This window comes from Stenotrophomonas sp. YJH_SMC_6, from assembly GCF_059371335.1.
Window position 1 is genome coordinate 20,768 of record NZ_JCAFUM010000010.1, and the last position, 14,544, is coordinate 35,311.

Below are 14,544 nucleotides of genomic sequence, written 5' to 3' on the forward strand. Positions count from 1 at the left end.
CTTCGGGGCCTCTTCGCGTTTTCCCTACGGCGGGGTATGCTGCAATGAACGGCCATTGTCGCTACGCTCAGGGCCGGAACCTAATACATCACGATTCCTGGAGGGGGAATATGAGTCTGGATCGTCCCTGGCTGCAGAGCTATCCGAAAGGCGTTCCCGCCGAAATCGACGTCAACGAGTTCCATTCGGTAGCTTCGGTCTTCGACGCTTCCGTCGCGAAATTCCGCGACCGTCCGGCCTACTCCAGCTTCGGCAAAGTGCTCACCTACGGTGAGACCGATGCGCTGGTCACCCAGTTCGCCGCCTACCTGCTGGGTGAGCTCAAGCTCAAGAAGGGTGACCGCGTCGCCCTGATGATGCCCAACTGCCTGCAGTACCCGGTGGCCACCTTCGGCGTGCTGCGCGCCGGACTGACCGTGGTCAACGTCAACCCGCTGTACACCGCGCGCGAACTCAAGCACCAGCTGGTCGACGCGGGCGTCAGTGCGCTGGTGGTGGTCGACAACTTCGGCGACACCGTCGAACAGGTCATCGCCGATACGCCGGTCAAGCACGTGGTCACCACCGGCCTGGGCGACCTGCTCGGCGCCAAGGGCGCGATCGTCAACTTCGTGCTGAAGTACGTCAAGAAGATGGTGCCCAACTACCACATCAAGGGCGCCGTCCGCTTCAGGCAGGCGCTCAAGCTGGGCAGCCGCCACGCGCTTCCGAAGGTCGAGATCGACCACGACGACATCGCTTTCCTGCAGTACACCGGCGGTACCACCGGCGTGGCCAAGGGCGCGATGCTGACCAACCGCAACCTGATCGCCAACATGCAGCAGGCGTCGGCGTGGCTGTCCACCTCGGGCATCGAGCCGGGCAAGGAAGTGATCATCACTGCCCTGCCGCTGTACCACATCTTCGCGTTGACCGCGAACGGCCTGGTCTTCATGAAGTTCGGTGGCTGCAACCACCTGATCACCAACCCGCGCGACATGAAGGGCTTCGTCAAGGAGCTCAAGGGCACCCGCTTCACCGCCATCACCGGCGTCAACACGCTGTTCAACGGCCTGCTCAACACGCCCGGCTTCGACGAGATCGACTTCTCTTCGGTCAAGTTCACCCTCGGCGGCGGCATGGCGGTACAACGTGCCGTGGCCGAACGCTGGAAGAAGGTCACCGGGGTGACCCTGGTCGAAGCCTATGGCCTGACCGAGACCTCGCCGGCGGCCTGCATCAACCCGCTCACCCTGCCCGAGTACAACGGCGCCATCGGGCTGCCGATCCCGTCCACCGATGCGTGCATCAAGGACGACAACGGCAACATCCTGGCGCTGGGCGAAGTGGGCGAGCTGTGCATCAAGGGCCCGCAGGTGATGAAGGGCTACTGGCAGCGCCCGGAGGAAACCGCCACCGCCATCGACGCCGACGGCTGGCTGCACACCGGCGACATGGCGAAGATGGACGAGCAGGGCTTCTTCTATATCGTCGACCGCAAGAAGGACATGATCCTGGTGTCCGGCTTCAACGTGTACCCGAACGAGGTCGAGGACGTCATCGCGATGATGCCCGGCGTGTTGGAAGTGGCTGCGGTCGGTGTCCCGGACGAGAAGTCCGGCGAGGTCGTGAAGGTCGTGATCGTGAAGAAGGACCCGAACCTGACCGCGGAAATGGTCAAGGAACATGCCCGGGCCAACCTGACCGGTTACAAGCACCCCAGAATCGTAGAATTCCGAAAGGAGCTGCCGAAGACCAACGTCGGCAAGATTCTCCGTCGCGAGCTGCGTGATACGCCCGCCCAGTAAGGGTTTCCGGGCGGCACGACAGTACAGGGGACCCCGCCGGAGACGGCGGGGTCTTTTTATTGCCGGAACATGGCCGGCCCGGCGCTTGCGGGCGGTTCACGACGGGTGCATAGAATCAGTCGCCGCCGCATGTTCAGCTCGCCCCCTCACTCCTCTCCGTCCGCTCTGCGGTTGGCCGGACGGTCACACGGAGAACTCCCATGTCTGCAGTACGCCCCATCATTACCCGTCCCTCGCAGCACCCTACCCTGCGTATCACCGAAGAACCCGAGCGGGATGTTTACTGGATCCATATGCACGCCAACCTGGTCAACCAGCCAGGCCGGCCGTGCTTCGCCTCACGCCTGGTCGATGACATCGTCGACTACCAGCGCGAACTGGGCGATCGCCTCAGCGCCTCGCACACTCTGTCACCCCATGTCGTACTTGCCTCGGACAGCGACGTGTTCAACCTGGGCGGCGATCTCGAACTGTTCTGCCGCCTGATCCGCGAGGGCGACCGCGCCCGCCTGCTCGACTATGCCCAGCGCTGCGTGCGCGGCGTGCATGCCTTCCATGCCGGCCTGGGCACCCGTGCCCACAGCATCGCCCTGGTCCAGGGCAATGCACTGGGGGGCGGCTTCGAGGCCGCACTGAGCTGCCACACCATCGTCGCCGAGGAAGGCGTGTTGATGGGCCTGCCGGAGGTGCTGTTCGACCTGTTCCCCGGCATGGGCGCCTACTCCTTCCTGTGCCAGCGGATCAGTCCGCGGCTGGCGGAGAAGATCATGCTGGAAGGCAACCTCTACACCGCCAGCCAGCTGAAGGAAATGGGCCTGGTCGACATCGTGGTGCCGGTGGGCGAAGGTGTTGCCGCAGTCGAACAGGTGATCAAGGAAAGCCGACGCATCCCGCACGCCTGGGCGGCGATGCGTGAGGTCAACGAGATCGCCACCATGGTGCCGCTGCATGAAATGATGCGGATCACCGAGATCTGGGTAGACACTGCGATGCAGCTCGGCGAGAAGTCCCTGCGCACCATGGATCGGCTGGTACGGGCGCAGGCCCGACGCAATGGCGACCCGGCCTGATCGTCTGGCGGGTCAGGACGGGCTGCGCTCGCTGTCGTCGCGGTGCGGTGCCCCCGCACTACGGGCAGCCAACGCATTCCTGCCATTGCGCAGAGCGGTCGCCAGGTTGCTGAGGCGGGAGCTCCATTCACCCTTCAGCTGCCAGTCCGCCATGCGCATGATTTCGCCACTGGAGGCGGCAACCTGGACAAGCCCCAGGTTGCTTGCCACGCCGCGCAGCGCGTGGGCGTGCTCGCGGAGATCCTCCCAGGCCTGGCGCTCGCCGCAGCCTTGGAGCTGGCCCATGCTCGCGTCGACGTCCGCCAGGCACTGGTCGATGAACTTGCGTTCGAAGCCATCGCCCATGCCCAGCGACGCCAACTCGTCCAGGACCGCGGTATCGAGCACGCCATCGCCGACCGGCAATGCAGGCACCGACTGGATGCCGGGTTCTGAGCGGGTGTTGGCGGCGACATCGGCCAGCACTTCCAGCAGGCGGGTGGCCACCACGGGCTTGGCAAGGAAGGCGCGGGCGCCGGCCTGCTCGCAACGCAGGATGGACTCGGGGGTGACGTCTGCGCTCAGCACCATGACCGGAACGTAAGGCATGCCGCTGGCCTGCATCACCCGCAACTGCTTGAGCAGATCCAGTCCGCTCATGCCGGGCATGTGCAGGTCGACGATCGCTGCGTCGTAACTGGCCTGCTCCAGCGCATCGAGCACTTCGGCGCCGCCGTTGACGCAGGTGACCTTGTGGCCGGCCTTCTCCAGCAGCCGCTGCAGCACCATGCGGTTGGCCTCGTGGTCGTCGGCGACCAGAACCCGCAGGCTCCGCACCCGTGCGCGATGGCGCAGGAAGGGATTGGAAAACGCGATGACATTGCCGGCTTCAGCCACCTCGGACGGAACCGCCGGGGCTGATGAGGTGTCTGCGACGTCCAGCGTGATCTCGACCCAGAACACGCTGCCGCGCGGGCTGTTCGGCGCATAGCCGACCTGCCCGCCCATCGACTCGACCAGGCCCTTGGCAATGGCGGTGCCCAGACCGGTGCCTTCATGGCGACGGGCCAGGCCGACATCGCCCTGCTCGAACGCATTGAACAGGCGTCCGCGCAACGCCACCGGCACGCCGATGCCGGTATCGACGATCTCGAATCGCAGGCGCATCCGCTCGCTGCCCAGCGCATCGGGGCTGGACACGCGCAGATGCACGTAGCCACTGTCGGTGAACTTGACCGCGTTGCCCATCAGGTTCAGCAGGATCTGCTGCAGATGCCCGGCATCCCCGAGCAGGCGCGGCGGCACGTTGTCGTCCACCTGCACGCGATAATCCAGCGATTTGGAGCGGGTCTGCGGGGTCAGGATCAGGTTGATCGCCTGCAGCACGTCGGCCAGCGCGAACTCGTGCCACTCCACGCGCACCTTGCCAGCTTCGATCGCGGAGATGTCCAGCACCTCTTCCACCAGCGCCAGCAGGCTGCGGGTCGAGGCCTGGATGGTGTTCAGGCACTCGCGCTGTTCGTCGTCCAGGCGGGTGGTGGCCAGCACTTCGGTCATGCCGGCCAGCCCGTTCAACGGCGTGCGGAACTCATGGCTCATGTTGGCCAGGAAGCGGCTCTTGGCTTCGTTGGCCTGGCGCGCCTCGGCCACCGCCCGGGTCAAGGCATGCAGCAGCGAATCGAAGTACAGCGGAATCGCACCCAGGCCCAGCAACAGGCCCCAGCCCAGATAATCGTGGCCGCGCCAGTACGGCGACAGCATCACCGTGCACAGGAAGGCCAGGCAGCCCATGGCCGTGGCCACGCGCAGGTAGGTGCTGCCGTAGCGCATGCCGTTGCCGATCGTCACCCACAGCATCACCGCATACAGCGGTGCGGCCGGCTCGCCCTGGATGGTCATGATCCAGGCCATGCAGGTGTAATCGGTCAGCATGCCGATCACCCGGCGCACATGCGACACGCCCGGATTGACCAGGATCGCGGTCAGCAGGCCGGCGGAAATGGTCAGCTCGAAGGCGAGGATCAGCCACGTCGCCGTCAGCGCCTCACCGCCGCCGCTCAGCGAGCGCCAGCCGAGATAGCTGATGAACAGTGCCGTGATGATGATGCGGATCAGGTTCTGCGCGTGCTCGCTGTCCTCGCGCCCGGACAGGCGCTGCTTGAAGCGGGCCAACAGCGAGCGCTTGTCGGATCCAGCGGCGGGAATCGTATCCATGGTTGGATGTCGCATCCTTCGGCGCAGCAGGGAGGAGCAGCACAACGGTACTGCCAGCAACCCCAACCACAGGGAAATGGCCAGCCCCAGGTTGGCCTGCCAATAGGGAGTCAACAGCACGGTAGTGCCGAAACTGATCATCGCCAGCACGATGGCAGCGGTCAGGTAACGCGGCCCGAAGCGCAGGCCGTTGCCCACCGTGACCCACATCACCACCGCATACACCCACGCCAGCGGCTCACCCATCTGGATCATGCCGATCGCGATCAGGCCGTAATCGGCCAGCATCCCGGCCACCCGCCGCAGGTCCGAGCGCTGCGGCTTCCACAGCAGCCACCCGAACAACAGCAGCGACAGGCCCAGCCCGGTCAACGCCGTTGCCAGCGCGCCCTGGTACTGATCCAGCCGGTGCAGGCGGGCGCCGGACAACAGAACATAGACCAGGATCAGCGAGATCAGCACCACCCGCACGATCGCCTGGCCATGTTCCGAATCCGGACGCTGCGCCAGCCGAAGCCTCACGCGTGCGAACAGGTCCTGCATGTCACCCACCCGGTCGCGTCGATGCCGTCGAGTGCTGGGCGCAGATATCCATCAACTGCTGGTGGCCGCGCATCAGCGCATCCACGCAACGCGGATCGAACAGTCGCCCACGCTGGGCGTACAGATAAGCCAGTGTGGCTTCCATGGTCCATGCTTCCTTGTACGGACGGGGCGAGATCAGCGCATCGAAGACGTCGGCGACAGCAACGATCCGCGCTTCCAGCGGGATCGCTTCGCCGACCAGGCCGTCGGGATAGCCGCTGCCGTCGTAACGTTCGTGATGGCGCAGCGCGATGAGCGCGCCCACCTGGATGAAACGGTTCTGGCTGCCACTGAGCAGCTCGTGGCCGATGCGTGGGTGCCGGCGCATGATCGCCAGCTCCTCGTCATTGAGCTTGCCCTGCTTGAGCAGCACCGCGTCGGGAATGGCGATCTTGCCCATGTCATGCAGCGGCGCCGCCATCTCGATCAGGCGCACGTCGTCTTCGGGCAGGCCAAGCTGCTCGGCGATCAGCCCCGCAACGCGCGCCATGCGTTCGAGATAGGCGCTGGTGCCGGCATCACGGAACTCGATCGCCCGCGCCAATCGCGACAGTGTCTCGCGTTCGCGTTCCTCGACCTCGTGCATGCTGGCCAGCAGGCGCTGCTCCAGCGACAACGCACGTTGCTTCACGTTCTCGGTCTGCTGGCGCAGCTGCAGCAGGTTGTAGCAGCGCGCGCGCAGTTCGCGCGGACGGATCGGCTTGACCAGGAAGTCGATGACCCCTGCTTCCAGCGCCGCCTGGCGGATCGGCTCGTCGCCGACCACGGTGATCAGGATCACCGGGATATCGCGGTGCTTGGGCAGGCGCCGGAATCGACGGGCGAACTCCAGCCCGTCCATCTCCGGCATGCGGTAATCGAGCAGCAACAGGTCGACCGGGTGCGCCTCGCACCAGGCCAATGCGGTCAGCGGATCACCGAAGTCATACACGCTCAGTTCCGGCGCAATGTCTTCGATGACGTGACGCAGCATCGTCCGCGCGGACGTCTGGTCGTCAACAATGACGATGTTCAACGCGTACTCCGCCTGGTTTCTCGACCATGCTGGATCATCAGCAGGCGAGGATACCCTGCTGCTGCGAACGCTCGCACCCTGCATCGGCCCGACTCCCGTGTCATGCGTCCCGGTTCATGATCGTCATCACATTGTGAAGCGGACTCTCCACAATGCGCACTCCCCCTCGCGCCGATCAAGCCATAACAGACGTCAAGGTAGTGCATTAACGATACGCCGAGCGCGGGAGGCGTCAATCGCGCCGTCTCATTTCGCGACGGCGCGCACAAACGGGAGTCAAAAAGACGACTTACTGCTCCGGACGCATGTACGGGAACAGCAGCACGTCACGGATCGAGCTGCTGCCGGTCAGCAGCATCACCAGGCGATCAACGCCGATGCCGAGGCCGCCGGTCGGGGCCATGCCGTACTCCAGCGCACGGATGTAGTCGGCGTCGTAATGCATCGCCTCGTCGTCGCCGCCTTCCTTCGCGGCCACCTGGGCCTGGAAACGCTGGGCCTGGTCTTCCGGGTCGTTCAGTTCGGAGAAGCCGTTGGCCAGCTCCTTGCCGTTGACGAACAGCTCGAAGCGATCCGTGTAGCCCGGGTCGTTGTCATTGGCACGGGCCAGCGGCGAGACCTCGACCGGATGGTCGGTGATGAAGGTCGGCTGGATCAGGGTGTGCTCGACCGTGGCCTCGAAGATCTCCAGCAACAGCTTGCCCCAGCCGTAGGACGGCTTGACGCGGATGTTCAAGCGCTCGCAATGGCGCAGCAGCGCATCGCGGTCAGTGCAATCAGCGGCCGAGATTTCCGGGTTGTGGTGGCGCACTGCCTCATCCATGCGCCAGCGGCGGAACGCCGGGCCCAGGTCGATCTTCGCGCCGTCCCATTCCACTTCGGTGCCACCGTTCACGGCCTTGGCCACATCACGGATCACACCCTCGGTCAGGTCCATGATTTCGTTGTACGTGGCATAGGCCTCGTACAGTTCCATCATGGTGAATTCCGGATTGTGGCGGGTGCTGACGCCTTCATTGCGGAAGTTGCGGTTGATCTCGTACACACGCTCCAGGCCACCCACGGTCAGGCGCTTGAGGTACAGCTCCGGCGCCACGCGCAGGTACAGGTCCAGGTCCAGCGCGTTGTGATGGGTGGTGAACGGCTTGGCCGCCGCGCCGCCGGGGATGTAATGCATCATCGGCGTCTCGACTTCCAGGAAGTCGCGGTTGTCCAGCCACGCGCGCATGGCGCGGATGATCTTCGAGCGCTTGATGAACACTGCGCGCGATTCCGGGGTCACGATCAGATCGACGTAACGCTGGCGGTAGCGCTGCTCGACGTCGGCCAGGCCGTGCCACTTGTCCGGCAGCGGGCGCAGCGACTTGGTCAGCAGGCGGATCGACTCGGCCTTGACCGACAGTTCGCCGGTCTTGGTACGGGTCAGGCCGCCTTCGACGGCGATGATGTCGCCCACGTCCCAGCCCTTGAAGGCCGTGTAGGCATCGCCCAGCACCGCGCCCTGCAGGAACAGCTGGATGCGGCCGGACTCGTCCTGGATCTGCGCGAAGCTGGCCTTGCCCATGATGCGCTTGGCCATCAGGCGGCCGGCCATCTTCACCTGGCGGCCGTTGCCTTCCAGCGCCTCGGCGGTCCAGGTCTCGGCATCGGCGAATTCTTCCTGCAGGCGGCCGGCGAAGTCCTCGCGACGGAAGTCGTTCGGGTACGCGATGCCCTGCCCACGCAGCGTTTTGAGTTTCTCGCGGCGCTCGGCGATCAACTTGTTTTCGTCAACGGGGGGGGTATCGGTAGCTTCGCTCATGGATCTGCGGGAATCGTGTAGTGAGGGGGGATGTTGCACCCGGCACAGCCGGTTGCCCAGCATACCAAAACCGCCCTGCCCCGGCCTTGGGCCGGGCCCGCCCAGATGGCCGCCAACCTTGGTTGGCGGTCCGTGTGTCGACCAAGGTCGACACCTACCGGATTCCGGGGAACGACGCCCCGGTAGTCGCCAACCTTGGTTGGCGCTCGTCCCGGCGTCAACCGTTCCCAGGGAACGCCTGCCGCAGCTCGTCCACCAGCACCCGCTGGTTCTCCGAGTAATCAACCGGCACCGACACCAGGTGCACCCCGCCCTCGTTGAAGGCCGCCTCCAGCGTCGGGATGAACTGCTCGATGGCGGTCACCTCGTGGCCCTTGCAGCCGTAGGCTTCCGCGTACTTCACGAAATCCGGGTTGCTGAAGGTCATGCCGTAGTCGGTGAAGCCATCTACCGCCTGCTTCCAGCGGATCATGCCGTAGGCGCCGTCGTTGAGGATCAGCACCACCAGGTTCAGGCCCAGCCGACGCGCGGTCTCCAGCTCCTGGCTGTTCATCATGAACCCGCCATCGCCGCACACCGCCAGCACCCGCCGCTGCGGGTACAGGATCGAAGCCATGATCGCCGACGGCAGGCCCGCGCCCATGGTCGCCAACGCATTGTCCAGCAGCAGCGTATTGGCCACCTGGGTGCGGTAATTGCGCGCGAACCAGATCTTGTACATGCCGTTGTCCAGCGCCACGATGCCGTCCGGCGGCATCACCTGGCGCACGTCGTGCACCAGCCGCTGAGGCGTGAATCCAGCCTCCTCGGCTCGGTCAGCCAGATGTTCCAGAATGGTCGCGCGCAGCGGCAGCAGCGCGTCAGCGTTCGGCACCGCGCCTTCGATACGATCGGCCAACTGGGTCAGCGAACGACCGATGTCACCGATCACTTCCACCTGGGGGAAGTACACCTGCTCCACGGCCGCCTGCGAGTAGCCGATATGGATCACGGTCGGCCCACCCGGGCGCATCACGAACGGCGGCTTCTCGGTGACCTCGTGGCCGATGGTCACGATCACGTCGGCCTGGTCGATCGCCATGTGCACGTAATCGCGCTCGGTCAGCGCCGCGGTGCCCATGTACAGGCCCGAACCACCGGCCACCGCGCCCTTGCCCATCTGCGTGGTGAAGAACGGAATGCCGGCGCGCAACACGAACGCCGACAGCGCTTCGCTGGACTGCGGCCGCGACGCCGCCGAGGCGATCATCAGCAGGGGGCGCTTGGCGTTGCGGATGATCTCCGCCGCCCGATCCAGCGCCTCCGGACTGGCAATGGGACGATCCACCGCGTGCGGCGGAATCAGCGCCACGCCCTCGACCTCATCGGCGGCGATATCTTCGGGCAGCTCCAGCAGCACCGGGCCCGGGCGCTCTTCCTGGGCGACACGGAACGCCTCGCGGACGATGGTCGGGATGGTGCGCGCCGAGACGATCTGACGCGCCAGCTTGGTCAGCGGCTTCATCGTGCTGACGATGTCGACGATCTGGAAGCGCGCCTGCTTGCTGGCGACGATGCCCTTCTGCCCGGTGATCATGATGACCGGCCATGCGCCAAGCAGCGCATACGCGGCGCCGGTGGTGAAATTCAGCGCGCCGGGGCCGAGCGTGGCCAGGCACACGCCCGGCTTGCCGGTCAGGCGGCCATAGGTGGCCGCCATGAACACCGCCGCCTGCTCGTGGCGGGTGATGACCAGCTCGATGCTGGAATGGCGCAGCGACTCGACCACGTCGAGATTTTCTTCGCCGGGAATGCCGAAAATGCGCTCGACGCCTTCGTTCTCAAGTGCGGCGACAAGCAGATCTGAACCCTTGGACATTGGAATGCCGTCCTTTTCGCTGGACTGATGGTGGATCGTTGCAGGGAGGATGGAAGCTGCGCGTCAACGCTTGTCGAACCACACCGTCTGCGCGTTGACGAATTCGCGGATGCCGAAGTGCGAGAGCTCACGGCCGAAGCCGCTCTTCTTCACGCCGCCGATCGGCACGCGCGGATCGGACGCAGAGAAGCCGTTGACGAATACACCGCCGGTCTGCAGCCGGCGCGCCAGCTGCATCGCACGGGCGCGGTCGCCACTCCACAGGTTGCCGCTGAGGCCGAACTCGCTCTGGTTGGCCAGTTCCACCGCATGGTCGGCGTCGCGGGCGCGGCTGATCGAGGCCACCGGCCCGAACGTTTCGGTGTCGAAGGCCTGCATGCCCGGCTCAACCCCGGCCAGCACGGTGGGTGCATAGAACGCACCCGGACGATCCAGCTGGTGCCCGCCGACCAGCAGCTGCGCACCGGCGTCGACCGAAGCACGTACCTGCGCGTCGAGCTGCTCCAGCAGATCCTGGCGCGCCATCGGGCCGATGCGGTTCGCCGGGTCGCGGCCGTCGCCAATGGTCAGTGCCTGCACCTTCTGGCAGAACTGCGCCACGAAACGATCGTAGACCGCGTCTTCGACGATGATGCGCTTGCCGGCGATGCAGACCTGCCCGGTGTTCTGGAAGCGCGAGGCCACCGCCGCGTCGACGGCCGCATCAAGATCGGCATCGGCCAGGACGATGAACGGATCGGAACCGCCCAGTTCCAGCACCACCTTCTTCAGCGCCTGCCCGGCCTGGGCAGCAATGCTGCGACCGGCGGCCACACTGCCGGTCAGGGTCACCGCCGCGATGCGGTCATCGGCGATCGCGCGGCTGGTGCCCTCGCGGCTGATGTTGGCAGCGATGAAGGTGCCCTCCGGCAAGCCGGCATCGCGCCATGCGGCGTCGAGCAGCTGCGCGGTACCGACGATGTTCTCGGCCGGCTTCAGCAGGAAGCCGTTGCCGCCCATCAGGATCGGCACCGCCGCGCGCATCACCTGCCAGTACGGGAAGTTCCACGGCATGATGCCCAGCACCACGCCCAGCGGCAGGTAGGACACGTAAGCCTTGTCGTCGGGCACCTGGGTCGGTTCGTCGCGCAGGAACTGCGCACCGTTGTCGGCGTACCAGTCGCACAGCACAGCACACTTCTCGATTTCGGCCAGCGCTTCTGCCTGGACCTTGCCCATTTCGGCGGTAGCCAGCGCGGCCAGCTTTTCACGGTCACGGCGTAGCACCGCGGCCATCGCACGCAGTACGTCTGCGCGCTGTTCGAGGCTCTTGACGCTCCAGGCCGCAAAGCCGACCTGGCCGCGGTCCAGGATTGTTTCCAGCTCGGCGTCGGTGGCGAAGGGATGGCTGGCGATCTGCTGGCCGGTGGCCGGATCACGGGAAATGGCGGTGGTGGGGGCAGCGGACATGCAGGGCTCCTGTTGTCTCGACAACGGGCGGGCGGCCCGTCTCCTGCACAGGAATGTGGACCCGAATGGCGGAGGCAACAAGGCGTCTGCTTATCCTGTGACCCGCACTTACCTGCCTGAATGGGGTTATCGGCAGGGCTGCGCCCTGCACCCGCTACGATCCAGAGCAACAGCAACAGCAACAGCAGAAGCTGGTTTCCTGAGGGATGGCGGGGTGGGTCCGGTTGCGGGAGACGCCGTAAACCCGTCCTTGGGGGCTTGGCCGCGGCATCCATGCCGCGGACACTCCCGCAACCGGACCCATCCCGCCTTCGACAATTTCCCGCGATCTGTCGGGACGGCGCTGTGCGTTGCTGTTGGTGGGTGTCGACCTTGGTCGACACAGTAGATCCACGCCATGCGTGGATGACTCATTCGATATCTGAGAGAAAAATCGTGTCGACCAAGGTCGACACCTACCAACAGCCGCGCGGAACAAAGCCGCAGTTGCCAACAACCGCGCGAAATCTGTCTGAGGTGGGGTGGTGTGGGTTGGCAGGACCGTTGGCGCCATGGATGGCGCCATCGAGCCCCCATGGACGGGTTTACGGCGTGTCCTGTCAACCCACACCACCCCGCCATCCCTCGGATAGTCCGCTGTTGCTGTTGCCGTTGCTGTCGCTTCGGCCTCTGCGGGTGCAGGGCGCAGCCCTGCCGAAAAACCTACTTCCGCGGCAGGTAGGTCACCAGGGAAAGGTCGTGCCGGCTCTCCGGCACCAGCGCCACGTACTGCAGGTCCAGCAGCCCGCGCGCGGGATGGTTCAACTTCTTCGCACCTTCATCGAACCGGCGCACATCGTGCTCCGGCCACCACTGGCGGAACTCCTCGCTGTGCGCCGAGATGTCCTCGACCAGCGCCAGGAACGGCGCCTTGTCTGGCGCCTGCGCCATCGCCGCGCGGAAGCCTGCCAGCAGGCCGCGGGTCATTTCTTCCCAGTTGAGGATCAGCGTGCGGTACGGCGGGTACAGGAACATCAGCCGCAGCGTATTGCGCTCGTGCGGCGCCAGCTGGCTGTAGTCCACGAACAGATCGGCGATGGCCGGGTTCCAGGCCAGGATGTCGAAGCGGGTGTTGCGCACGTACGCCGGGATCGGCTGCATCGCCTCCACCAGCTGGCGCAGGCCGTCGGTCACACTCTCGTCCGGTGATTCCAGCGGCACGCCGTAGCCGGACAGCGCGAAGGCATAGGCGCGTTCGTCGTCGCTCATGCGCAGCACCTGTGCCAGGCGCTCAAGCACTTCGGGAGAGGCGCGCACTTCACGACCCTGCTCGATCCAGGTGTACCAGCTCACGCTGACCCCGATCGCCAGCGCCACTTCCTCGCGCTTCAGGCCCGGGGTGCGCCGCCGCCCGGCCGGCAGGCCGAGCGTGGCGGGGTCGACACGGGCGCGGCACGCCTTGAGGAAGCCGCCGAGTTCCTTGCGTTCACTTTCGCTGCGCATCATCGCTACCGCCGTACCCGTTGTAGCGTCGAGCCATGCTCGACGCATCTGCTACTGCGCCAACAGCAGCCGAGCATGGGCTCGGCTCTACCGGAAGCGTGATCAGCCACCCTCGGCGTTGCGCACGAGGGTGACGACATCCGCGCAGGCGCGCCGATCAGGCATCGACGCGCTTGGAGCCCACGGCCAGGCCGGCCTTCAGGCTGGCCTCGACGAACTCGTCCAGATCGCCGTCCAGCACCTTCTGCGTATCCGAACGTTCGATGCCGGTACGCAGGTCCTTGATGCGGCTCTGGTCGAGCACGTAATTGCGGATCTGGCTGCCCCAGCCGATGTCGGACTTGGTCGCTTCCACGGCGTCCTTTTCGGCGTTGCGCTTCTGGATCTCCAGCTCGTACAGCTTGGCGGCCAGCATCTTCATCGCGTTGTCGCGGTTCTGGTGCTGGCTGCGGCCGGTCTGGCAGGCCACGACGATGTTGGTCGGGATGTGGGTGATGCGCACCGCCGACTCGGTCTTGTTGACGTGCTGGCCACCGGCACCCGACGAACGGTACACGTCGGTACGCAGGTCGGCCGGATTGATGGTGATGTCGATGTTGTCATCGATTTCCGGCGACACGAACACCGAGGTGAAGCTGGTGTGGCGGCGGTTGTCCGAGTCGAACGGCGACTTGCGCACCAGGCGGTGCACACCGGTCTCGGTCTTCAGCCAGCCATAGGCATAGTCGCCTTCCACGCGCAGCGTGGCCGACTTGATGCCAGCAACGTCGCCGCCGGAGACTTCCATCAGCTCGGTCTTCCACCCACGCGATTCACACCAGCGCAGGTACATGCGCAGCAGGATCTCGGCCCAGTCCTGGGCTTCGGTACCACCGGCACCGGCCTGGATGTCGACGAACGCGGCCGCATTGTCCATCTCGCCGGAGAACATGCGCTGGAACTCCAGCTTCTCCACGTGCGCCTGGTGCTTGTCGAGGTCGGCGACCACCGCCAGTGCGGTGTCCTCGTCCTGCTCGGACTCGGCCAGCTCGAGCAGTTCGGTGGCGTCGTTCAGGCCATCCAGCACCGAGGCGATGCCGCCCACGGTCTTTTCCAGGCTGGAACGTTCGCGGCCCAGGTTCTGGGCGTACTCGGCGTTGTTCCAGACGTCGGGGCTTTCCAGCTCCCGCGTTACTTCTTCAAGACGCTCTTTCTTGGCGTCGTAGTCAAAGATACCCCCGAAGCGACAGCACGCGATCGGTCAGATCGGTGATGCGCTGGCGGACAGGATTCAGTTCGATCATGTCGGCGGTTATGCATTCAAA

9 protein-coding genes are annotated in these 14,544 nt (G+C 65.4%); 2 read left to right on the top strand and 7 right to left on the bottom strand.

The features are described 5' to 3' along the window. Positions 1–110: 110 nt before the first annotated feature. Positions 111–1,787, top strand: coding sequence for a long-chain fatty acid--CoA ligase (locus AC5P9N_RS12495; protein WP_012480081.1), 1,677 nt, complete (start codon positions 111–113; stop codon positions 1,785–1,787). Between the two features lie 200 nt (positions 1,788–1,987). Next, the gene (gene rpfF, locus AC5P9N_RS12500) at positions 1,988–2,857 is read left to right on the top strand and encodes a diffusible signal factor synthase RpfF (RefSeq protein ID WP_065183661.1); all 870 of its coding nucleotides are present in this window, start codon (positions 1,988–1,990) and stop codon (positions 2,855–2,857) included. 12 nt (positions 2,858–2,869) lie between these two features. Here rpfF and AC5P9N_RS12505 read toward each other — a convergent pair whose 3' ends face one another. From AC5P9N_RS12505 to prfB, 7 genes are all read right to left on the bottom strand, one after another. Then, a complete protein-coding gene (locus AC5P9N_RS12505) occupies positions 2,870–5,593 on the bottom strand; it encodes a response regulator (protein ID WP_099484316.1) in 2,724 nt (907 codons plus the stop codon). A 1-nt stretch (position 5,594) separates the two neighbouring features. Continuing rightward, positions 5,595–6,734, bottom strand: a complete 1,140-nt coding sequence (gene rpfG, locus AC5P9N_RS12510) for a cyclic di-GMP phosphodiesterase response regulator RpfG (protein ID WP_005409495.1) — start codon at positions 6,732–6,734, stop codon at positions 5,595–5,597. A 205-nt stretch (positions 6,735–6,939) separates the two neighbouring features. Continuing rightward, positions 6,940–8,451: a lysine--tRNA ligase gene (lysS, locus tag AC5P9N_RS12515; RefSeq protein ID WP_005409494.1), complete on the bottom strand. Its 1,512-nt coding sequence runs from the start codon at positions 8,449–8,451 to the stop codon at positions 6,940–6,942. 217 nt (positions 8,452–8,668) lie between these two features. Continuing rightward, positions 8,669–10,309: an acetolactate synthase large subunit gene (locus AC5P9N_RS12520; protein ID WP_005409493.1), complete on the bottom strand. Its 1,641-nt coding sequence runs from the start codon at positions 10,307–10,309 to the stop codon at positions 8,669–8,671. Positions 10,310–10,372: 63 nt separating this feature from the next. Further along, the gene (locus AC5P9N_RS12525; RefSeq protein ID WP_005413223.1) at positions 10,373–11,758 is read right to left on the bottom strand and encodes an NAD-dependent succinate-semialdehyde dehydrogenase; all 1,386 of its coding nucleotides are present in this window, start codon (positions 11,756–11,758) and stop codon (positions 10,373–10,375) included. 702 nt (positions 11,759–12,460) lie between these two features. After that, on the bottom strand, positions 12,461–13,243 hold the full coding sequence (locus AC5P9N_RS12530; protein ID WP_099484315.1) for a helix-turn-helix transcriptional regulator: 783 nt from the start codon (positions 13,241–13,243) through the stop codon (positions 12,461–12,463). A 154-nt stretch (positions 13,244–13,397) separates the two neighbouring features. Next, positions 13,398–14,523 (bottom strand): peptide chain release factor 2 gene (gene prfB, locus AC5P9N_RS12535; protein WP_014037064.1). Its coding sequence is split into 2 segments (ribosomal slippage): positions 13,398–14,447 and positions 14,449–14,523, totalling 1,125 coding nucleotides; the frame shifts between segments, so codons are not numbered across the junction. Positions 14,524–14,544: the final 21 nt, after the last annotated feature.

What these genes read in the sequence shown, in the direction of transcription:
- AC5P9N_RS12520 (WP_005409493.1), bottom strand. Translation starts at nt 10,309, where the DNA reads ATGTCCAAGGGTTCAGATCTGCTTGTCGCCGCACTTGAGAACGAAGGC.
- AC5P9N_RS12530 (WP_099484315.1), bottom strand. Translation starts at nt 13,243, where the DNA reads ATGATGCGCAGCGAAAGTGAACGCAAGGAACTCGGCGGCTTCCTCAAG.
- lysS (WP_005409494.1), bottom strand. Translation starts at nt 8,451, where the DNA reads ATGAGCGAAGCTACCGATACCCCCCCCGTTGACGAAAACAAGTTGATC.
- rpfF (WP_065183661.1), top strand. Translation starts at nt 1,988, where the DNA reads ATGTCTGCAGTACGCCCCATCATTACCCGTCCCTCGCAGCACCCTACC.
- AC5P9N_RS12525 (WP_005413223.1), bottom strand. Translation starts at nt 11,758, where the DNA reads ATGTCCGCTGCCCCCACCACCGCCATTTCCCGTGATCCGGCCACCGGC.
- AC5P9N_RS12505 (WP_099484316.1), bottom strand. Translation starts at nt 5,593, where the DNA reads ATGCAGGACCTGTTCGCACGCGTGAGGCTTCGGCTGGCGCAGCGTCCG.
- rpfG (WP_005409495.1), bottom strand. Translation starts at nt 6,734, where the DNA reads ATGCAGGGTGCGAGCGTTCGCAGCAGCAGGGTATCCTCGCCTGCTGAT.
- AC5P9N_RS12495 (WP_012480081.1), top strand. Translation starts at nt 111, where the DNA reads ATGAGTCTGGATCGTCCCTGGCTGCAGAGCTATCCGAAAGGCGTTCCC.